Here is a 19,703-nt window from a genome sequence, read left to right as displayed (position 1 = left end):
GCGGCGGCAGCCCCCGCACGGGGGCTGCCAAGCGAGGCCCGCGCCGGGTCGTGCAAGCTTTCGGCGCCCGATGATTCATAGCACAATGAATCCTCGAGCAACCTCTCATCGCAGTCATCCATGAATCCTCTGCTCCGCGTACGCGCCGAAGGCCAGCAGGTCTGGCTCGACAATCTTTCCCGCACCCTTCTCAACGAAGGGCACCTTGCCCAACTGATCGCCGCGGACGGCATCGCCGGCGTCACGACCAATCCGGCGATCTTCCACAAGGCGATCGCCGGCGGACGCTACTACGAAGAAGACCTCGCCCGTCTCAAGGGCGAAGCGATCGACGCCGAAACCCGCTACGAGCGGCTCGTGATCCCGGACGTGCAGCGCGCCTGCGACCTGCTGCGCCCGGTGTTCGACGAGAGCCGCGGCAATGCCGGCTACGTGAGTCTCGAAGTGTCGCCGGCGCTCGCGCACGACACGGCGCGGACCGTCGCTGCCGGGCTGCGCCTGAAGCATGCGGTCGGGCGCGACAATGTGCTGATCAAGGTGCCCGCAACCTCCGCCGGCCTCGAAGCCATCGAGCAGCTGACCGGACACGGAGTGAGCGTGAACGTGACGCTGATGTTCTCGCTGGCGCACGTCGACGCAGTCGCCGAAGCCTACCTGGGCGGCCTCGCGGCCTGGCAGCAGGCGGGAGGCGACGTCGGGCGCGTGATGTCGGTCGCGAGCCTGTTCCTGAGCCGCGTGGACACGCTGCTCGACAGTCAGCTCGGCGAGATCGGTAGTGACGCTGCGCTCGCGCTGCGCGGAAAATCCGCCGTCGCGATGGCGAAGCTCGCGTACGAGCGTTATCGCGAACGCTTCCACGGTCCCGCGTTCGCCAGCCTGCGCAGCGCCGGCGCACGGCCGCAGCTCATGCTCTGGGCGAGCACCGGGACGAAGAACGCCGCTTACAGCGACCTCATGTACGTCGAACCGCTGATCGGGCCGGAGACGGTCAACACGCTGCCCGACGCGACGCTCGCGGCGCTGCGCGACCACGGCACTGTCGCCCGCACGCTCGACCGGGATGTCGACGCGGCGCGAGCGCAGTTCGCTGCACTGGAAAGGCTCGGCATCGACATGACGACGGCCGGGAAGCGTCTGCAGGACGAAGGACTGCGCCAGTTCGAAGAAGCCTTTGCCGGGCTTCTCGACCTCACTGCCTGAGCTTCGGGCGGCAGCGTTCGCCCCGCCGTCCGTTCGCCCCGCTTTCGGTATTTCGCCGAACGCCCGCAGCCGCTCGCATTGCAGCGGGAGCAGCTCCTTCAGGCCAAGGATCACCACACGAGCTGGCTGTTCGAAAGCGTCGTCACGCCGGCGAGACCTCGACAATCCGCACACATACACGCGATTGAAACTCTGCGGCTCGTTCAATTGTTAGCAATTGCAAGCGAGATCCACGACGGGAGCGGCAGGATTACACACTTCACGAGTCGTCTGTTATATCGACGGCACTCCTGTGCGAGCTGCCCTTCCGCATGCCCGACGAATGCGGTTTACGCAGCGCTCGCGGGCCCTTTTGCGCCCCCCGCCACCGAGGCGCCGGCGTTCCGGGCTAGAATCCAGCGACCCCCAGCCTTCAGCCACTGCCATGAAGTTCTGCTCGAACTGCGGCGCGACCGTCGAGTTGCGCATTCCTCCCGGAGACTCGCTGCCGCGCCATGTGTGTGCGACCTGCGGCAGTATTCATTACGTCAATCCGAAGATCGTCGTCGGCGCGATCCCGGAATGGGAAGACCGCATCCTGCTTTGCCGGCGCGCGATCGAACCGCGCCACGGCTTCTGGACGCTGCCGGCGGGTTTCATGGAAAACGACGAGACGACGGCACAGGCCGCGGCGCGCGAGACCCTCGAGGAAGCCTGCGCGCGGATCGAGGTCGGCGAAATATTTACGCTGATCAACGTCCCGCACATCAGCCAGGTCCACATCGTCTATCGGGCGCGCCTGATCGACCTGGATTTCGCGCCCGGCGAGGAATCGCTGGAGGTCGGATTGTTTGCGGAGCATGAAATCCCGTGGAACGAGATCGCGTTCCGGTCGATCGCGCTGACGTTGCAGCATTATTTCGACGACCGGCGCCGCGGCACTTTCCGCTTCCGCACCAGCGATCTCGCCCCGCCCCCGCCAGTCGGCACTGCCTGAACCACTGCGGCCGCCGCCGATCGAATGACAAAAGGCCGGCCGATACACTGCCGGTTCGCATCATCGGTCCGGCAGGACCGTGCCGGCGCCCCGTGTGCCGACAGAACAGCAGCGCAGGAGGTATCGTGCCGACAGCGGCTCATGACAACGCAATCGAATCCGAACGACGACCGGGCCAGCCGCGGGCAAGGCTCCCTGTCGTGCAACACCCCTGGATCCTCACGCTCGACAGCCGCGGCCTGCCGCACCGCTGGATAAGCTGGCAGGCGGCGTGCCACTACTATGCTCTCGACATGGTCGCATGGGTCGTCGGAAACCGGCAGTTCCGCTTCGTCGGGGGAATCTGTCGCGCCACCGGGCTGCGTTCCGAAATCACCGCGAACAGCATCATCGCGATCAAGGGACGCAGCTTCCGTCCGGACAGCCACAGCCAGGTTCCGCCGCTGAACAACCGCGAACTGTTTCACCGCGACCGTCACATCTGCGCCTATTGCGGCGACCGCTTCTCGGGCCACATCCTGACGCGCGAGCACATCGTCCCGGTTTCGCAGGGCGGGCGCGACGTGTGGATGAATGTCGTAACCTCGTGCCGGCCCTGCAACCAGCGCAAGAGCGGGCGCACGCCGGAACAGGCGCGGATGCCGCTGCTGTATGCACCGTACGTGCCGAACAAGGCCGAATACCTGATCCTGTGCAACCGCCAGATCCTCGCCGACCAGATGGATTTCCTCGCCCGCCACCTGCCGCACCAGAGCCGGCTGCACGTTCCCTGAAAAGTGAGCGCCCCCTTCCAGCATCTCCCCGCCGGCTTCCTCGAGCCGGCGCGTTCTGGCCTGTCGGAACGCGCTGACGGAGGCGGGCAATGAGCGGATTGCGGGCAATCCGCGGCGAGATCGTGCACTTCCTCGGCGACCCGGCGGACCTCGGCGCCGACGCGCTGGCGCACTTTCCGGACGGGTTGCTGATCGTGCGCGACGGCCTCGTCGCCGAACTCGGCCCCGCCGCCGACCTCCTGCCCCGGCTGCCGGCCGGAACGACTGTCGACGACTACCGTGGCAAGCTCGTCCTGCCCGGCTTCATCGACACGCACATCCATTACGCGCAGACCGACATCGTCGCGAGCTATGGCGAACAGGTGCTCGCGTGGCTCGAGAAATATACCTACCCGACCGAACGGCGTTTCGCCGATCCGGCTCACGCGGCGGCGGTCGCGGAGTTCTTCTGCGACGAGCTGCTGCGGAACGGCACGACGACCGCGATGGCGTTTGCGACCGTGCATCCAGCGTCCGTCGATGCGCTGTTCGCCGCGGCGCGCAAACGGCACATGCGGATGATCGCCGGCAAAGTGCTGATGGACCGTAACTGCCCGGACTTCCTGCGCGACCCCGCCGACGGCGGCGATGCGGAATCGAAGGCGCTGATCGAGCGCTGGCACGGCCGCGATCGCCTGCTGTATGCGGTGACGCCGCGTTTCGCCCCGACCTCGACGCCTGCGCAGATGGCGCTTGCCGGACGCCTCTTCGCCGATCATCCCGGCGTCTATCTGCAGTCCCACCTCGCCGAGAACGAGCGCGAAGTGGCCTGGGTCGCGAGGCTCTACCCGGAAGCGCGCAGCTACCTCGACGTCTATGAACGCTACGGCCAGCTCGGCGCGCGCAGCGTGTTCGCGCACTGCGTGTGGATCGACGACACCGATCGCACCCGCCTGGCGGCGACGGGGGCGGCGATCAGCTTCTGCCCGACCTCGAACCTGTTCCTCGGCTCGGGCCTGTTCGATCTCGACCGGGCGCACGCCGCGGGCGTGCGGGTCGGGCTCGGCACCGACGTTGGCGGCGGCACCAGCTTCTCGATGCTGCAGACGCTCAACGAAGCCTACAAGGTGCAGCAACTCCGGGGACAGCGGCTGCCGGTCGAGCGCGGCTTCTACCTCGCGACCCGCGGCGGCGCGCGCAGCCTGTATCTCGACGACCGCATCGGCAGTTTCGACACCGGACGCGAAGCCGACCTGGTGGTGCTGGACCCGGCCGCGACGCCGTTGCTCGCCCGGCGCACGGCCGTCGCCACGACCCTCGCCGAGCGGCTGTTCGCGCTGATGCTGCTCGGCGACGACCGCGCCGTCGCGGCGACGTGGGTGATGGGCGAACCGGCGTGGCGCCGGCCGTGAGGTGACGTCTGTGAGGTGAGGTTTTTCGTAGGGCGGATGAGCCGAAGGCGTTATCCGCCAATCGAACGCCGGAAGCGGCCCCCTGCCGTTTTGGCGGGAGGCGCTTCGCTTTCCCGCCCTACGTTCCTGCCGGCGAAGGCAGCGCGGATCGCCCCGGAGCGGACCTCAGGCGCGAAGTTCGGCGCGATCGCGAAACTGCTCGAGCGCGTCCGGGTTCGCCAGCGCCTCGATGTTCTTCACCGGCTGCCCGTGCACGACGTTGCGCACTGCGAGCTCGACGAGCTTGCCGCTCTTCGTGCGCGGGATGTCCGCGACCTGGACGATTTTCGCCGGCACGTGGCGCGGCGTCGCATTGTCGCGGATCGCCTGCCGGATGCGGGCGGCGAGCGCGTCGTCGAGCACGACGCCTTCGGCGAGCCGCACGAACAGCACGACGCGCACGTCGGTCGGCGCCTCGGGCGGCCAGTCCTGGCCAATGACGATCGATTCGAGCACCTCCGGCAGCTTCTCGACCTGGCGGTAAATTTCGGCGGTGCCGATACGCACGCCGCCCGGGTTCAGCGTCGCATCCGAGCGGCCATGGATGATCAGGCCGCCGTGCGCGGTGATCTCGCAGAAGTCGCCGTGACACCACACGCCCGGAAAACGCTCGAAGTACGCGGCGCGGTACTTCGCGCCGTCCGGGTCATTCCAGAAGCCGATCGGCATGCTCGGGAAGGGCTTGCGGCAGACGAGCTCGCCTTTCTCGCCGACCACCGGGCGGCCGTCGTCGTCCCACACCTCGACCGCGAGGCCGAGACCGATGCACTGGATCTCGCCGCGCCACACCGGCAGCGCGGGGTTGCCGAGCACGAAGCACGAGATGATGTCGGTGCCGCCGGAGATCGATGCGAGCTGCACGTCGCGCTTGATCGCCTCATGGACGAAGTCGAAGCTTTGTGGTGCCAGCGGGCTGCCGGTCGACAGCACCGCGCGCAGCGCCGACAGGTCGTGGGACTGCCCCGGGCGCACGTCGCCTTTCGCCAGCGTCTCGATGTATTTCGCCGACGTGCCGAAATGCGTGAAGCGCTCGGCCTGCGCGTAGTCCCATAGCAGCTTGCCGTCGTCGACAAACGGGTTGCCGTCGTAGAGCATCAGCGTCGCGCCGCAGGCCAGGCCCGAGACGAGCCAGTTCCACATCATCCAGCCGCAGGTCGTGAAGTAGAACAGGCGATCGCCTTCGCGCACGTCGGTGTGCAGCTTGTGCTCCTTCAGGTGCTGCAGCAAGGTCCCGCCGGCGCCGTGCACGATGCATTTGGGCACGCCGGTCGTGCCGGACGAATACATCACGTACAACGGATGGTTGAACGGCAGGCGGACGTATTCCGGTTCGGTCGCCGCGAGGTGCGGCGCGACGAAGTCGTCGTACGACACCGCGCCGGGCACGCCCGAAAGATCGAGCGCGCCGCCGGCCGCAAGGTAGGGCACGACGACGAGCCGCGCGACGCTCGGCAGCTGCGGGGCCAGCTCGGCGAGCTTCGGGCGCACGTCGATCGCCTTGCCGCCATACCAGTAGCCGTCGCACGCAATCAAGAGCTTCGGCTCGGTCTGGCCGAAGCGGTCGAGCACGCCCTGCACGCCGAAGTCGGGCGACGCGCTCGTGAACACCGCGCCGATCGCGGACGCCGCGAGCATCGCGACGAGCGTCTCGGGCATGTTCGGCATGAACGCGGCGACGCGGTCGCCCGCCTTGATGCCAAGCGCGCGCAACGCGGCCGCGAAGCGCGCGACCTCGATGCGCAGTTCCGCGCGCGTCATGCGCCGCTCGAGCCGGTCCTCGCCGCGGAACACGAGCGCCTGCGGGTTCGCGGACTCGCGCAGCAGGTTCTCGGCGAAGTTCAGTCGCGCATCGGGGAACCAGGTCGCGCCGGGCATCCGTTCCGCGTCGATCAGGCCGCGCTCGCCCTGCTCGCCGATGACGCCGCCGAAGTCCCACACCTCACGCCAGAACGCGACCGGCGAATGGATCGACCAGGCATGCAGCGCCGCGTAGTCGCCAAGCGACAGGGCGGTCGCGGCGCGAGCGCGTTCGGTGAAGGCGGCGATCCCGGTCGCCGCGATCTGTTCGGGCCGCGGCGTCCACAGCGGCCGATCGCCGGATTCGTTGTTTGTCATCTCTTTTCTGTCTCCTCGTTCAGAACGGGCCGCTCGCCCGGGCGACCGATTGCGGTGCCACGCCCTGCTCGACCGCCGCGCGCTGCTGCGCCGCGAGGGCCCGTCGAAATCCGTCGCGCGCCTGCAGGCGCTGCCAGTACGCACGCGTCGCCGGCTTGAAGCGGTCCCGAAGCCCGATATCGTCGGCGAGCAGCAGCGCGTAGCCGACCGACACGTCGGCCGCGGTGAAGCGAGCGGCGCACAGATATTCCTGATGCTCGAGCAGCGGCTCGAGCGTGCGCAGCCGCGACAGGAACCATCGCGTATAGTCTTCGGCCGCCTGCGGCAGCCGACGTTCCGGCGGCTCGAAGCGGCTGTAGCGCAGGATCAGCGTCTGCGGGAACGTCAGCGTCGCCTCGCCGAAATGCAGGAAGTTCAGGTAGGCGCCGAACGCCGGCTCGTCGCTCCCGACGTCGAGTTGCCGCGGCGAATGGCGCGCGGCGAGGTACTGGCAGATCGCCACCGATTCGGTCAGGCGCGTGTCGCCGTCGAAGAACGCCGGGATCGTGCCGAGCGGATTGACCGCGAGATACGGCTCGGCCTCGCGCCGCGGCGGGAACGGCAGCACCTTCAGCTCGTACGGCAGCCCGAGTTCTTCGAGCATCCATAACGGGCGGAACGAACGTGCGCTCAGACAATGGTAGAGGGTCATCGTCATCGGTATCCGGCTCCTGAAGGCTTGGATGAGCGGCAGGGCTGCGTCGTTGCTAACCCGCGGCGCAGCCTGCGCGCAACGCGCGTGAAACCCGGGAGGCTGGCTCACGCCCGAGCAGGCTGCTGATCCACGCGCCAGTGTCGACGAGCCGGTCGAGATTAACACCGCTGTCGATACCGAGTCCGTTCAGGAGCCAGACGACATCCTCTGTCGCAACGTTGCCGGAGGCGCCTTTCGCGTACGGACAACCGCCGAGGCCGGCGACCGACGCGTCGAACACCGCCAGCCCAAGTTCGAGCGACGCGTAGATGTTTGCGATCGCCATGCCGTAAGTGTCGTGGTAGTGGCCTGCGAGCCGCTCGACCGGCACGCGGCGCATCGTGGCCTCGAGCATGCGTTGCGTCCTCGCCGGCGTGCCGGTGCCGATCGTGTCGCCGAGGCTCACTTCGTGGCAGCCCATCTCGAACAGCGTGCCGGCGACGAGCGCGACCGCTTCCGGCCGGATTTCCCCTTCGTACGGGCAGTCGAGCACGCACGACACGTAGCCGCGCACCTTCACGCCGGCCGCTTTCGCCGCGTCCATCACCGGTTCGAAGCGCGCGAGCGATTCGGCGATCGAGCAGTTGATGTTCTTCTGGCTGAAAGACTCGGACGCCGCGCCGAACACCGCGACCTCGTCGGCGCCGGCGGCGAGCGCCGCTTCGAAGCCTTTGAGGTTCGGCGTCAGCACGGGGTAGGCGACGCCCGCCCGGCGCTCGATCCGTGCCATGACGAAGGCCGCGTCCGCCATCTGCGGCACCCATTTCGGCGACACGAACGACGTCGCCTCGATCGCCTTCAAGCCGGCGTCGGCGAGCCGCGCGATCAGCTCGACTTTGGTGTCGGTCGCGACCACCGCCTTCTCGTTCTGCAGGCCGTCGCGCGGGCCGACTTCGACGATCTTCACCGCGTTCGGCAGCTTCATCGCTTGTCCCTCGTCGTGGTCGTCGTCACGCGGTGCGCGCCTCGTCGAGCCCGAGCTCGCGCTTCATCTGCTCGCGGATCTGGAACTTCTGGATCTTGCCGGTCACCGTCATCGGGAAGCTGTCGACGAACTTGATGTAGCGCGGCACCTTGTGATGCGCGATCTGGCCTTGGCAGAACGCTCTGACCTCGTCGGCGGAAAGCGCTTCGCCTTCGCGCACGATGATCCACGCGCACAGCTCCTCGCCGTATTTCTGGTCCGGCACGCCGACGACCTGCACGTCGAGGATTTTCGGATGGCGGTACAGGAACTCCTCGATCTCGCGCGGATAGAGGTTCTCGCCGCCGCGGATCACCATGTCCTTGATGCGGCCGACGATGTTGCAGTATCCCTCGTCGTCGATCGTCGCGAGGTCCCCGGTGTGCATCCAGCCGGCCGCGTCGATTGCGTCGCGCGTCCGGTCGACGTCATTCCAGTAGCCGAGCATCACGGAGTAGCCGCGCGTGCACAGTTCTCCGGCGACGCCCCGCGGCACGATGCGTCCGTCGTTGTCGACGATCTTGACCTCGAGATGCGGCTGGACGCGGCCGACCGTCGACACGCGCCGCTCGACCGGATCGCCGGTGCCGCTCTGGAAGCTCACCGGCGACGTCTCGGTCATGCCGTACGCGATCGTCACTTCGCGCATGTTCATCCTGTCGATGACGCGCTTCATCACTTCGATCGGGCACGGGCTGCCGGCCATGATGCCGGTGCGCAGGCGCGACAGGTCGAAGTCACCGAAGCGCGGGTGGTCGAGCATCGCGATGAACATCGTCGGCACGCCGTACGCGGCGGTGCAGCGCTCCTCCGCGAGCGTCTCGAGCACCGCGACCGGCTCGAACGCTTCGGCCGGATAGACCATCGTCGCGCCGTGCGTCACGCAGCCGAGGTTGCCCATCACCATGCCGAAGCAGTGGTACAGCGGCACCGGGATGCAGACGCGGTCGCCTTCAACGAGCCGGATCGCCTCGCCGACGAAAAAGCCGTTGTTGAGGATGTTGTGGTGCGACAGTGTCGCGCCTTTCGGCTGGCCGGTCGTGCCCGAAGTGAACTGGATGTTGATCGGGTCATCGAACTGCAGCTTCTCGCCGCGTATCGCGAGCTCGACGAGCTCGTCGCGCGACGGCGGCGCGAGCAGGTCATCGAAATTCAGCATCCCGGCGCTCTTCTCCGCGCCCATGCGGATGACCCAGTTCAGCGACGGCATCCGCGCAGCTTCGAGGGCGCCCGGCTCGCAGTCGGCAAGCTCCGGTGCGAGATCGGAGAGCATCGCGAGGTAGTCACTGCCCTTGAACGACGGCGACAGCACCAGCGCCCGGCAGCCGACCTTGTTCACCGCATATTCGAGCTCGCTGCGGCGATAAGCGGGGTTGATATTGACGAGCACGAGGCCGGCTTTCGCCGTCGCGAACTGCGTCAGTATCCATTCGAGGTTGTTCTGCGACCAGATGCCGACGCGGTCACCCGGCGCGAGCCCGAGGCGCACCAGTGCGCACGCGAGCGCATCGACTTTCAGCCTCAGTTCGGCATAGGTCAGGCGCACGTTCTGGTGGCACACGACGAGCGCCTCGCGCTGCGCGTGCCGTGCGCAGGCTTCGTCGAAGAAGCGTCCGATCGTCTGGCCAATCAGCGTTTTGGCGGATGCGCCGTGGACGTAGCTCAACTGCGTCATTTGTCTCTCCCCTCGAATCAACCTTTCTCGGCTTCGAACTCGACGAGCTCCGCGCCGTCACCGACCTGGTCGCCGACCGCGTAACGGAACGCTTTCACGGTGCCCGCAGCCGGTGCGTTGATCGTGTGCTCCATCTTCATCGCTTCGAGAATCAGCAGCGGCGCACCTTTCGCGACTTTCGCACCGGCGTCGGCAAGCAGCGCGATGACCTTGCCCGGCATCGGCGCGAGCAGTCCGCCTTCGGCACCGCCCCCTTCGCCGGCAAAATGCAGCGGGTCGACATTCGCGAGCTGCCAGCTCCTGCCATGCAGAAACACATGGCGCATGCGGCCGGCGGAAATCACCGTCGCGTCCATCCGCGTGCCGTCGAGCTCGACGCGCAGCCCGCCGTGCGCATTCACCCGGCCGCGCGCTTCCGCCGAATGGCCGTCAACCGCCAGTGTGTAGCGGTCGCCGCGGTAGGCGACCTGCACCGTCTTCTGCGCGTCGCCGACTCGGAAGATCAGCCCGCGATTCGCGGTCGAGTTCAGGCGCCAGCCGTCGCGCATGTGCCACGGCGACACCGGATCGCTGCCGCGACGCGCTTCATCTTCGGCGCGCGCATTCTCACGCAGCAGTTCGGCGAGCGCGGCGACGAAGTACGTCTCGACCGGCGGCGTTTCGCCCTCGGGGAAGAGATAGGCCTTCTCGCGCTCGATCAGCCCGGTGTCGAGGTCAGCGCCGGCGAACGCCGGACACGCGGTGAGCCGCGACAGGAACTCGATGTTGTTCGCGACGCCGACGACGCGGTAGTCCGCGAGCGCTTGCAGCATCCGCGCCAGCGCCTGCTCGCGGGTCTCGTCCCAGACGATCAGCTTCGCGATCATCGGATCGTAGAACGGGCTGATCTCGTCGCCCTCCTCGACACCGGTGTCGACGCGCACGTGCAGGCCTTCGGCCGGGGGAGCAAGATGCACGAGCTTGCCGGTCGAAGGCAGGAAGCCCTTGGCCGGGTCTTCCGCATAGATTCGTGCTTCGAGCGCGTGGCCGCGGATCGCGAGCTGTTCCTGCGTGAGCGGCAGCGGCTCGCCGCTGGCTACGCGCAGCTGCCACTCGACGAGATCGAGGCCGGTGATCATCTCGGTGACCGGATGCTCGACCTGCAGCCGCGTGTTCATCTCCATGAAGTAGAACGAGCCGTCCTGGTTGGCGATGAACTCGACGGTGCCGGCGCCGACGTAGCTGACCGCCTTCGCCGCCTCGACCGCGGCCTTGCCCATCGCTGCGCGCCGCTCGGGTGTCATCCCGGGCGCGGGCGCTTCCTCGAGCACTTTCTGGTGGCGGCGCTGCACCGAGCAGTCGCGCTCGAAGAGATAAACGCAGTTGCCGTGCGAGTCGCCGAACACCTGGATCTCGATATGGCGCGGGCGGGTGATGTACTTCTCGACCAGCACATGCTCGTCGCCGAACGACGACGCGGCTTCGCGCTTGCACGACGCGAGCGCGGCGATGAAGTCCCCGGACTTCTCGACGAGCCGCATGCCCTTGCCACCGCCGCCCGCTGCCGCCTTGATCAGCACCGGATAGCCGATCCTGTCGGCCTGCTCGTGCAGATAAGCCGGTTCCTGGTTGTCGCCGTGGTAGCCCGGCGTCAGCGGTACCCGGGCTTCTTCCATCAGCTTCTTCGCTTCGGACTTCGAGCCCATCGCGCGGATCGCCGACACCGGCGGGCCGATGAACACGATGCCGGTCCGTTCGCACGCGTCGCAGAACTCCTCGTTCTCGGACAGGAAACCGTAGCCCGGATGGATCGCCTGCGCGCCGGTCTGCTTCGCCGCGGCGATGATGCGCTCGATGACGAGATAGCTTTCCTTCGCCGCGGCGGGACCGATCAGCACCGCTTCGTCGGCGAGCCGGATGTGGCGGGCGCTCGCGTCGGCTTCGGAATACACCGCGACGGTCTTGATGCCCATGCGGCGCGCGGTCTTGATCACCCGACAGGCGATTTCACCGCGGTTAGCGATGAGGATTTTTTCGAACATTCTTGTCTCCTCCCCTTACATCCGGAACAGGCCGAACTTCGTCTGCGGGATCGGAGCGTTCAGCGTCGCGGACAGGGACAGGCCGAGCACACGGCGGCTCTGCGCCGGGTCGATGACGCCGTCGTCCCACAGGCGCGCGGTCGCGTAGTAGGGGTGGCCCTGCACTTCGTACTGCTCGCGGATCGGCGCGCGGAAGGCTTCCTCGTCTTCCTTGCTCCACGCGCCGCCCTTCGCCTCGATGCCGTCGCGGCGCACGGTCGCGAGCACGCTCGCCGCCTGTTCGCCGCCCATCACGGAAATGCGCGAGTTCGGCCACATCCACAGGAAGCGGGGCGAGTACGCGCGGCCGCACATGCCGTAGTTGCCGGCGCCGAACGAGCCGCCGATGATCATCGTCAGTTTCGGCACCTGCGCGGTCGCGACCGCGGTGACCATCTTCGCGCCGTCCTTCGCGATGCCGGCGTTCTCGTACTTGCGGCCGACCATGAAGCCGGTGATGTTCTGCACGAAGACGAGCGGAATGCCGCGCTGCGCGCACAGCTCGACGAAGTGCGCGCCTTTCTGCGCCGACTCGCCGAACAGGATGCCGTTGTTCGCGACGATGCCGACCGGATAGCCGTAGAGCTGCGCGAAGCCGGTCACGAGCGTCGTGCCGTAGCGCGCCTTGAATTCGTCGAAGCGCGAGCCATCGACGACGCGCGCGATCACTTCGCGCACGTCGTACGGCTTTCTCGTGTCGCTCGGGATGATGCCGTAGATCTCCTCGGGGTCGTACAGCGGCTCGTCGCCGGCGCCGAGGTTCATCTCGACCGGCTTCGTGCGGTTCAGGTTGCCGACGATCCGGCGCGCGATGTACAGCGCGTGCGCGTCGTTCTCGGCGAGGTGATCCGCGACGCCGGAGATCCGCGTATGCACGTCGCCGCCGCCGAGGTCCTCGGCGCTGACGACTTCACCGGTCGCGGCCTTCACGAGCGGCGGCCCGCCGAGGAAGATCGTGCCCTGGTTCTTGACGATGATCGCCTCGTCGCTCATCGCCGGCACATACGCGCCGCCCGCGGTGCATGAACCCATGACGACCGCGATCTGCGGAATGCCCGCCGCGGACATGTTCGCCTGATTGAAGAAGATCCGGCCGAAGTGCTCGCGGTCGGGGAACACCTCGTCCTGCGTCGGCAGGTTCGCGCCGCCGGAGTCGACGAGGTAGATGCACGGCAAGCGGTTCATCTGCGCGATCTCCTGCGCGCGCAGATGCTTCTTGACGGTCATCGGAAAGTAGCTGCCGCCTTTCACCGTCGCGTCGTTCGCGACGATCATGCATTCGAGCCCTTTGACGCGCCCGATGCCGGCGACGACGCCGGCCGACGCGGCCTCGTTGTCGTACATGCCGTACGCGGCGAGCTGGCCGATCTCGAGGAACGGCGTGCCCGGGTCGAGCAGGTGATTGACGCGGTCGCGCGGCAAGAGCTTGCCGCGCGCGGTGTGCTTGTCGCGCGCCGCGGCGCCGCCGCCGAAGCTCACTTCCGCGGCCTTGTCGCGCAGGTCGGCGACGAGGCTCTTCAGCGCCTGTGCGTTCGCCCGGAACTCTTCGCTGCGGCTGTTGATGTTCGATTTGAGGACGGACATCACTCGGTCTCCGAGAACAGCTCGCGGCCGATCAGCATGCGGCGGATCTCGCTCGTGCCGGCGCCGATCTCGTAGAGCTTCGCGTCGCGCCACAGCCGCCCGACCGGGTACTCGTTCGTGTAGCCGACGCCGCCGAGCGTCTGGATCGCCTCGCCGGCCATCCACGTCGCCTTCTCGGCCGAATACAGGATCGCGCCGGCGGCGTCCTTCCGGAGCGTGCGCGCGTGGTCGCTCATTTTGGTCAATGAGTCGCACGCCTGGCCGACCGCATACACGTAGGCGCGCGTCGCCATCCACGTCGAATACATGTCGGCGAGCTTGCCCTGCATCAGCTGGAATTCGCCGATCGGCTGGTTGAACTGCTTGCGCTCGTGCAGATACGGCACGACCGCGTCCATGCACGCCGCCATGATGCCGAGCGGGCCGCCGCACAGCACCGCGCGCTCGTAGTCGAGGCCGCTCATCAGCACCTTGACGCCCTGGCCAACGTTTGCGACGCCGCCGAGCACGTTCTCCTCCGGCACTTCGACGTCGTCGAAGAACAGCGGAAACGTGTTCGAGCCGCGCATGCCGAGCTTGTCGAGGTGCGTGCCGTGCGTGAAGCCTTTCATGCCCTTCTCGACGATGAAGGCGGTGATGCCGCGCGGGCCGGCGTCGATATCGGTCTTCGCATAGACGACCAACGTGTCGGCGTCGCCGCCGTTCGTGATCCACATTTTCGCGCCGTTGAGCACGAAGCGGTCGCCGCGCCTGTCGGCGCGCAGCTTCATCGACACGACGTCCGACCCGGCGTTCGGCTCGCTCATCGCGAGCGCGCCGACGTGCTCGCCGGAAATCAGCTTCGGCAGGTATTTCTTCTTCTGCGCGGCGTTGCCGTTGCGACGGATCTGGTTCACGCACAGGTTCGAATGCGCGCCGTAGGACAGGCCGACCGACGCCGACGCGCGCGAGACTTCTTCCAGCGCGATGATGTGCGCAAGGTAGCCGATGTTCGTGCCGCCGTATTCCTCCTCGACGGTCATGCCGTGCAGGCCGAGCTCGCCGAGCTTCTTCCACAGGTCGGCGGGGAACTCGTTCGTACGGTCGACTTCGGCAGCACGCGGCGCGATCTGGTCGGCGGCAAAGGACTGCACCGTGTCGCGCAGCATCTCGATCGTTTCACCGAGGTTGAAGTTCAGGCTCGGTATGTTCATCGGGGTCTCCTCGTTCCTTGTGGATGGCGTTGTTTCGGGACGTCGCGCGAGGCGGGCTCGCCAGATCGTCGTAACCTCGCAAGAGTAGGCCGCGCGAGAGGGCCGCAGGCGCCAACGTGGTTGCAAATCCTGCCATGCTCCCTATCATCGCCGCATGGCTGCGACACTTCCCCCGATCCCCGATCCCATGCATGGGTCAGCGGCGACGCCGATCGCGTTCATCCGCGCAATCGTCGCGGCGTACCGCCGCTACGGTATCAATCCTGCCAATGCGCTCCGACAAGCGCAGATCGCGCCGGCCGCGCTCGACAACCCCGACGCGCGGGTGACGGCAGCACAGATGGAGCTGATCTCCGCCGTCGCGATGCAGGAGCTCGACGACGAGGCGCTCGGCTGGTTCTCGCGCCGCCTGCCGTGGGGGTCATATGGAATGCTGTGCCGCGCGTCGATCACGTCTCCCGACCTCGGCGTCGCGATCAAGCGCTGGTGCCGTCACCATCGTCTGCTCACCGACGACATCCTGCTGCACCTCGACGCGCAGCGCGACGTCGCGCACGTGCGGATCGAAGTGCGCCGTTACCTCGGCGAGATGCACGAGTTCTGCATAGTGACGATCCTGCGCTATCTGCTCGGCTACGCGTGCTGGGTCATCGACTCGCGCATCCCGCTGCTCGGCGCACGCTTCCCGTTTCCGCCGCCGCCGCACCGTTCCGTCTATCCGCTGCTGTTCCAGGGGCCGGTGCACTTCGACGCCGAACAGGCCGGGATCAGCTTCGACGCGCAGTACCTGAGCCTGCCGCTGCGGCGCGACGAGGCGGCGCTGCAGCAGATGCTGCGCCGCGCGCTGCCGCTGACCGTGCTGCAGTACCGCCGCGACCGCTTGCTCGTGCAGCGCGTGCGCCATCTGCTGCGCGAACGCCTGGACGAAGGCGCGACTGCCGAGACGCTCGCCGAACGGCTGCACCTTTCACCGCGCACGCTGCACCGCCAACTGGAAGAGGAAGGCGCGTCGGTGCAGCAGTTGAAGGACGAAGCCCGCCGCGAGCGCGCCGTCGACCTGCTGAACCGCACGAACCGGTCGATCAAGCAGATCGCGCTCTCGACCGGTTTTCGCAACGAAAAGAGCTTTTCACGCGCGTTCCGTCAATGGACCGGCGATTCGCCGACCGCCTTCCGCAGCCGCGTAGTAGCGGCGACAAGCGCCTCGGAAGCATAGGGAAGGCCTTGCCGGCCCGCGCCGCCGGGAAGGTATCGAAATGCTACCGACAAGCTCCCGGATCGAGGTCACGCGGAGTCGCCGGTCCGCGGGACCGCGCGGCTGTCGAGGTGACGCGCGAGGCCGACGCCGCCGGCGTGCATCATCGCGACGTGGTTCCAGCGGAAGATCGGTTTCGCGAACGGGCCGAGCCAGTTCATCCACCGGCGCACCGTGCGCACCTGCCACTCGTAGCGCACCGTCGTGAAACGCGCGTCGCGGCCGAGATGGCAGCGGCCGACGCCTTCGAGTTCGCCGCTGACCCGCCCTTCGATCAGGCGCAAAGGTTCGACCCGCGTGACGCAGGTGACGATCGTCAGGCGGAACGGCAGCAGGCCGCGGCAGGTGCAGCGGCGCCTCGCGCCAATTCCGCTCCCGTCGCCGGGCGCGAGCGTGACGACTTCCTCGATACCGGACCACCAGACGGGCCAGTTCTCGGCGTCGACGATCGCGTCCCAGACCGCTTCGAGCGGCGCGTCGAATCGCCACCACGTCGTCACGTCGTATCGGATCACGCGTTCGCGCGCATGAGTCATCCGCGGTTCGTCCATTCTCACGGCGCAAAGAACCGCTCGGGAAAATCGACGTCGAGTTCGACATCGATGAGGTCGACGATTTCAACGAGATCGTCCGCCTCGTCGAAATTTTCGACTCGCCGCGGAAACAACGTGTCCTGCGCAAGCCACACCCGGTTGCGATGCGCTCCATCCACGATGAGGCCGGCCACGCCGGCGACTTCGAAGCCGACGGCCGGTTCCCCGGAGACCGTTCCCGCGCCGAGCGGGGTGAAGCTTCCGCCGGCGCGCAGCGACTGCAGATTCTCGAACAGCGCGCCGACGTCGGAGCGATCGACAGTGTGACCGCGTGGGCTGCGTACCAGCGGATTGTCGGGCGCGAGGCTCAACGCCGGCATAAATCCGAAGCCCCCGCCGAAGCCGAGGCCGAACGTCCACAGCCGCACCTTCCGCGCCCCGGGGTCGTAGATCAGCACCGCGCCGCGATGCGGCTCGACGCAGTCGATCCGGACCCAGCCCGGTTTGCGATAGAAGTAACGCATCACCTGCCGATCGCCGTTGGGCCCGATCGAGTGCAGCGTCGCGCGATAGCTTTCCAGCGCGCGAAAGTGCGCTTCGGCTTCATCGAGTAGGTCCATCACTTCACCCGTCGTGCGGGGCGCAGCTGGGCCGCGCAGATCCCGGTACGCCTGCAAGTCGCGCCGCCGACGCCAGTTCGAACACTAGACGCTGAACCGCGGGAATGCCATTGAGCAACTGGCACGCCGCAGAACTTGGTCAGATCCGCTCGCAGACGATCGCGCGCACGACGATTTCGTCCTGGCGGAACGTGTGCTCGAGTTCCGCGCGGTAGCCGACCCACCACTCGCGGTCGAATGCCTCGACCATCACTTCGACGAGGATCATGTCGTCCTTCGCAGTCGTGCCGCTCTGCGCATCCTTCCATAGCCCGAGCGCGGGCGCCTGCACGAAGGCGGTGAGCCCGCCGAAGCGCGCGATCAGCTCGCGCCGCACGCCCTCGAACGTGCGCCGCTCGAAGCGCAGGCCGTCGTTGTCGGTGACGGGGATCAGGATCTGGACGAGATGCATCGCGGGGCTCCGGCGGCGGTGAAGTCCGAAGGTACAACAGGCGGTGCGCGGCTGTCTCGCGCGATGCACCTGGCGAAATTTCTCGCCGCCGCGACGCCGGCAGGGGCGCGCGAAACCATCCCTTTCATCGCCGAACTTCCCCGCGGCGCACGCGTCGACGCGTTTATGAAACCCCTGCGCCCGCAACCCGAGTGTCTGGGACGGGCGCAGTCAAGGAGACATCATGCAGTTCGCAGACCGAATGGACGCGGCTGCCCAGCTTGCCGCCGCACTCGACGCGTGGCGCGGGAAGCACGCGCTGGTCCTCGCGATTCCCCGCGGCGCCGTGCCGATGGGCGCCGCCCTGGCCGAAGCATTGCAGGCCGACCTCGACGTCGTGCTGGTGCGCAAGCTCGGCGCGCCGTGGCAGCCGGAATACGCAGTCGGGGCGATCGACGAGAGCGGCTGGTCGTTCGTCTCCGATCCCGATGCCGCCAGTGAGGAGTACCTCGAGGGCGAGCGCGCGCGGCAGCTCGAGCGCCTGAAGGAACGGCGCCGCTCGTATTCGCCGCGACATCCGCCGGTCGATCCCGCCGGGCGCATCGTCATCGTCGTCGATGACGGGCTCGCGACCGGGGCGACGATGATCGCTGCGCTGCATGCGGTCCGCAGCAAAGGCCCGCAGCAGCTGATCTGCGCGGTGCCGGTCGGAGCCCCGGCGAGCGTGGAAAAAGTGAAGCCTTACGCCGACGAAGTCGTGTGCCTGTACACGCCGGCGAATTTCCACGCCGTCGGGGAGTTCTATCGCAACTTCGATCAGGTCGAGGATGACGAGGTCGTGGCCTGCCTCGAGCGGTTTCGCACGAAACCGGGCGCGCCGGCAGCGGACTGAAAGGCGGCGCCCGCAGGGAGGATCGCGCCGCGGGGGCGCGCCCGGAGCATCGTTTGCGATAAGCTCCCGCCTTCGTTCGCCGCCCCCCACTGCCGGAGCCCAAACTGACTTCACCGCAACCCGCGATCGCGACCCTTGCAGCCGGTCCCGGTCCGCGCTCGCCGCTCGATCTGTTCATCGCTTTCACCGTGCTCGCGCTGCAGGGCTTCGGCGGCGTGCTGGCAGTCGCCCAGCGCGAACTCGTCGATCGCCGCGGCTGGCTGACGCGGGAGGAATTCATCGCCGCGTATTCGCTCGCGCAGCTGCTGCCGGGCCCGAATGTCGTCAATCTGTCGCTGATGCTCGGCGACCGCTTCTTCGGCTGGCGCGGCGCATTCGCGGCGATCGGCGGCATGCTGCTCGCGCCGCTCGTGCTGGTGCTGGTGCTCGCGGCGAGCTACAACCGGCTTTCCGATTACCCGGTCGTCGCCGGCGCGTTGCGCGGCATGGGGGCCGTCGCCGCGGGGCTGATGCTGGCGATGGGCTTCAAGATGCTCGGCACGTTGCGGCGCAACCCGATGGGGCTCGTGCTGTGCGCGCTGCTCGGCCTGGCGACGATCGTCGCCGTCGCGGTGTTGCGCGTGCCGCTGGCGTGGGTCGTGATCGGGTTCGGCGTCTTCGCGTGGGGGCTCGCCCGCTGGTGCATCGCGCGGCAGGAGCGGCAGCCATGACGACCGGTTTCATGCTGTCCGACCTGCCGGAGTTCTTCCTGCACTTTCTGACACTGTCGCTGCTGTCGATCGGCGGCGCGATGTCGACGGCGCCGGAAATGCATCGCCTGCTCGTGCACGATCGCGGCTGGCTCACCGACGCGGACTTCACGACCGCGATCGCGCTCGCGCAGGCGGCGCCGGGGCCGAACGTGCTGTTCGTGCCGGTGCTCGGCTTCCAGGTGGCCGGTCTGCCCGGAGCCGCTGCCGCGTTCGTCGGCATCCTGCTGCCGTCGACGCTGCTGTCGCTCGGCGTCAGCCGCTGGGGCAGCCGGCGCCGCGACACCCCGGCGGTGCGCGCGTTCACCGCCGGACTCGCGCCGGTCACCGTCGGGCTGATGTTCTCGTCCGGCTGGGTGCTCGCGCTGCCTTTCGTGCGCGAGCCGGCCCACCGCGTCGGCGGCATCGTGCTGATCGCGGCGACGGTGGTCGCGATGCTGCGCACGCGCCTCGCACCGATCTGGCTGATCGCCCTCGGCGCCGTCGCCGGCGCGCTCGGCTGGGCGTAGGCCCGGGTTTCG

The 19,703-nt window shown here is 67.7% G+C and carries 18 protein-coding genes; 8 read left to right on the top strand and 10 right to left on the bottom strand.

The window, feature by feature from the left end; translation table 11 throughout:
• The first annotated feature begins 120 nt into the window (after positions 1-120).
• The 4 genes from tal (at position 121) to guaD (ending at position 4,340) form a co-directional block, all read left to right on the top strand.
• Entirely contained in the window at positions 121-1,200 is a 1,080-nt protein-coding gene (gene tal / locus EBN1_RS13170) for a transaldolase (RefSeq protein WP_011238453.1), read from the top strand.
• Between the two features lie 424 nt (positions 1,201-1,624).
• On the top strand, positions 1,625-2,176 hold the full coding sequence (locus tag EBN1_RS13165; RefSeq protein ID WP_011238452.1) for an NUDIX hydrolase: 552 nt from the start codon (positions 1,625-1,627) through the stop codon (positions 2,174-2,176).
• Positions 2,177-2,376: 200 nt separating this feature from the next.
• Positions 2,377-2,949 (top strand): HNH endonuclease, encoded by a 573-nt coding sequence (locus tag EBN1_RS13160; RefSeq protein WP_049780276.1) that lies wholly within the window; start codon positions 2,377-2,379, stop codon positions 2,947-2,949.
• 89 nt (positions 2,950-3,038) lie between these two features.
• Positions 3,039-4,340, top strand: coding sequence for a guanine deaminase (gene guaD, locus EBN1_RS13155; protein WP_011238450.1), 1,302 nt, complete (start codon positions 3,039-3,041; stop codon positions 4,338-4,340).
• Between the two features lie 165 nt (positions 4,341-4,505).
• On the opposite strand, the gene EBN1_RS13150 is transcribed toward guaD, so the two are convergent.
• From EBN1_RS13150 to EBN1_RS13120, 7 genes are read right to left on the bottom strand one after another with little or no spacing between them, the layout of a single operon-like run.
• Positions 4,506-6,494: an acetoacetate--CoA ligase gene (locus EBN1_RS13150; protein WP_011238449.1), complete on the bottom strand. Its 1,989-nt coding sequence runs from the start codon at positions 6,492-6,494 to the stop codon at positions 4,506-4,508.
• Positions 6,495-6,513: 19 nt separating this feature from the next.
• The gene (locus EBN1_RS13145) at positions 6,514-7,191 is read right to left on the bottom strand and encodes a glutathione S-transferase family protein (RefSeq protein WP_011238448.1); all 678 of its coding nucleotides are present in this window, start codon (positions 7,189-7,191) and stop codon (positions 6,514-6,516) included.
• Positions 7,192-7,240: 49 nt separating this feature from the next.
• Entirely contained in the window at positions 7,241-8,152 is a 912-nt protein-coding gene (locus EBN1_RS13140) for a hydroxymethylglutaryl-CoA lyase (RefSeq protein ID WP_011238447.1), read from the bottom strand.
• Between the two features lie 25 nt (positions 8,153-8,177).
• Positions 8,178-9,866, bottom strand: coding sequence for an AMP-binding protein (locus EBN1_RS13135; protein ID WP_011238446.1), 1,689 nt, complete (start codon positions 9,864-9,866; stop codon positions 8,178-8,180).
• Between the two features lie 17 nt (positions 9,867-9,883).
• Positions 9,884-11,887, bottom strand: coding sequence for an acetyl/propionyl/methylcrotonyl-CoA carboxylase subunit alpha (locus EBN1_RS13130; protein ID WP_011238445.1), 2,004 nt, complete (start codon positions 11,885-11,887; stop codon positions 9,884-9,886).
• 15 nt (positions 11,888-11,902) lie between these two features.
• Positions 11,903-13,510: a carboxyl transferase domain-containing protein gene (locus EBN1_RS13125; RefSeq protein ID WP_011238444.1), complete on the bottom strand. Its 1,608-nt coding sequence runs from the start codon at positions 13,508-13,510 to the stop codon at positions 11,903-11,905.
• Complete coding sequence (locus EBN1_RS13120) at positions 13,510-14,703, bottom strand: isovaleryl-CoA dehydrogenase (protein WP_011238443.1); 1,194 nt, start codon at positions 14,701-14,703, stop codon at positions 13,510-13,512. Before EBN1_RS13120 ends, EBN1_RS13125 begins: the two co-directional genes overlap by 1 nt.
• 154 nt (positions 14,704-14,857) lie before the next feature.
• On the opposite strand from EBN1_RS13120, the gene EBN1_RS13115 reads away from it, so the two are divergent.
• Positions 14,858-15,919, top strand: coding sequence for an AraC family transcriptional regulator (locus EBN1_RS13115; protein ID WP_011238442.1), 1,062 nt, complete (start codon positions 14,858-14,860; stop codon positions 15,917-15,919).
• Between the two features lie 68 nt (positions 15,920-15,987).
• Here EBN1_RS13115 and EBN1_RS13110 read toward each other — a convergent pair whose 3' ends face one another.
• From EBN1_RS13110 to EBN1_RS13100, 3 genes are all read right to left on the bottom strand, one after another.
• Complete coding sequence (locus tag EBN1_RS13110) at positions 15,988-16,494, bottom strand: SRPBCC family protein (protein WP_041647303.1); 507 nt, start codon at positions 16,492-16,494, stop codon at positions 15,988-15,990.
• Positions 16,495-16,511: 17 nt separating this feature from the next.
• Positions 16,512-17,111 (bottom strand): hypothetical protein, encoded by a 600-nt coding sequence (locus EBN1_RS13105; RefSeq protein ID WP_011238440.1) that lies wholly within the window; start codon positions 17,109-17,111, stop codon positions 16,512-16,514.
• A gap of 139 nt (positions 17,112-17,250) precedes the next feature.
• The gene (locus tag EBN1_RS13100; RefSeq protein WP_011238439.1) at positions 17,251-17,562 is read right to left on the bottom strand and encodes a hypothetical protein; all 312 of its coding nucleotides are present in this window, start codon (positions 17,560-17,562) and stop codon (positions 17,251-17,253) included.
• A 223-nt stretch (positions 17,563-17,785) separates the two neighbouring features.
• Here EBN1_RS13100 and EBN1_RS13095 point away from each other — a divergent pair, with 223 nt between their 5' ends.
• The 3 genes from EBN1_RS13095 to EBN1_RS13085 all read left to right on the top strand — a co-directional run bounded on the left by EBN1_RS13095 (position 17,786) and on the right by EBN1_RS13085 (position 19,691).
• On the top strand, positions 17,786-18,433 hold the full coding sequence (locus tag EBN1_RS13095; protein ID WP_011238438.1) for a phosphoribosyltransferase: 648 nt from the start codon (positions 17,786-17,788) through the stop codon (positions 18,431-18,433).
• A 170-nt stretch (positions 18,434-18,603) separates the two neighbouring features.
• A complete protein-coding gene (locus EBN1_RS13090; RefSeq protein ID WP_422103727.1) occupies positions 18,604-19,143 on the top strand; it encodes a chromate transporter in 540 nt (179 codons plus the stop codon).
• The gene (locus EBN1_RS13085) at positions 19,140-19,691 is read left to right on the top strand and encodes a chromate transporter (RefSeq protein ID WP_011238436.1); all 552 of its coding nucleotides are present in this window, start codon (positions 19,140-19,142) and stop codon (positions 19,689-19,691) included. The genes EBN1_RS13090 and EBN1_RS13085 overlap by 4 nt, the downstream gene beginning before the upstream one ends.
• Positions 19,692-19,703 lie beyond the last annotated feature (12 nt).

The sequence above is a fragment of the Aromatoleum aromaticum EbN1 genome, from assembly GCF_000025965.1.
Taxonomy (GTDB): domain Bacteria; phylum Pseudomonadota; class Gammaproteobacteria; order Burkholderiales; family Rhodocyclaceae; genus Aromatoleum; species Aromatoleum aromaticum.
The sequence above is the reverse complement of the archived record's forward strand: the minus strand, read 5'-3'. Positions and strand labels throughout refer to the sequence as shown.

Excerpts from the sequence above, each read along its gene's own strand:
- EBN1_RS13085 (WP_011238436.1), top strand. The coding sequence starts at position 19,140 with ATGACGACCGGTTTCATGCTGTCCGACCTGCCGGAGTTCTTCCTGCAC.
- EBN1_RS13110 (WP_041647303.1), bottom strand. The coding sequence starts at position 16,494 with ATGACTCATGCGCGCGAACGCGTGATCCGATACGACGTGACGACGTGG.
- EBN1_RS13115 (WP_011238442.1), top strand. The coding sequence starts at position 14,858 with ATGGCTGCGACACTTCCCCCGATCCCCGATCCCATGCATGGGTCAGCG.
- EBN1_RS13105 (WP_011238440.1), bottom strand. The coding sequence starts at position 17,111 with ATGGACCTACTCGATGAAGCCGAAGCGCACTTTCGCGCGCTGGAAAGC.
- EBN1_RS13150 (WP_011238449.1), bottom strand. The coding sequence starts at position 6,494 with ATGACAAACAACGAATCCGGCGATCGGCCGCTGTGGACGCCGCGGCCC.
- EBN1_RS13125 (WP_011238444.1), bottom strand. The coding sequence starts at position 13,510 with ATGTCCGTCCTCAAATCGAACATCAACAGCCGCAGCGAAGAGTTCCGG.
- EBN1_RS13130 (WP_011238445.1), bottom strand. The coding sequence starts at position 11,887 with ATGTTCGAAAAAATCCTCATCGCTAACCGCGGTGAAATCGCCTGTCGG.
- EBN1_RS13165 (WP_011238452.1), top strand. The coding sequence starts at position 1,625 with ATGAAGTTCTGCTCGAACTGCGGCGCGACCGTCGAGTTGCGCATTCCT.
- EBN1_RS13145 (WP_011238448.1), bottom strand. The coding sequence starts at position 7,191 with ATGACGATGACCCTCTACCATTGTCTGAGCGCACGTTCGTTCCGCCCG.
- EBN1_RS13100 (WP_011238439.1), bottom strand. The coding sequence starts at position 17,562 with ATGCATCTCGTCCAGATCCTGATCCCCGTCACCGACAACGACGGCCTG.
- EBN1_RS13120 (WP_011238443.1), bottom strand. The coding sequence starts at position 14,703 with ATGAACATACCGAGCCTGAACTTCAACCTCGGTGAAACGATCGAGATG.
- tal (WP_011238453.1), top strand. The coding sequence starts at position 121 with ATGAATCCTCTGCTCCGCGTACGCGCCGAAGGCCAGCAGGTCTGGCTC.
- EBN1_RS13140 (WP_011238447.1), bottom strand. The coding sequence starts at position 8,152 with ATGAAGCTGCCGAACGCGGTGAAGATCGTCGAAGTCGGCCCGCGCGAC.
- EBN1_RS13095 (WP_011238438.1), top strand. The coding sequence starts at position 17,786 with ATGCAGTTCGCAGACCGAATGGACGCGGCTGCCCAGCTTGCCGCCGCA.
- EBN1_RS13135 (WP_011238446.1), bottom strand. The coding sequence starts at position 9,866 with ATGACGCAGTTGAGCTACGTCCACGGCGCATCCGCCAAAACGCTGATT.
- guaD (WP_011238450.1), top strand. The coding sequence starts at position 3,039 with ATGAGCGGATTGCGGGCAATCCGCGGCGAGATCGTGCACTTCCTCGGC.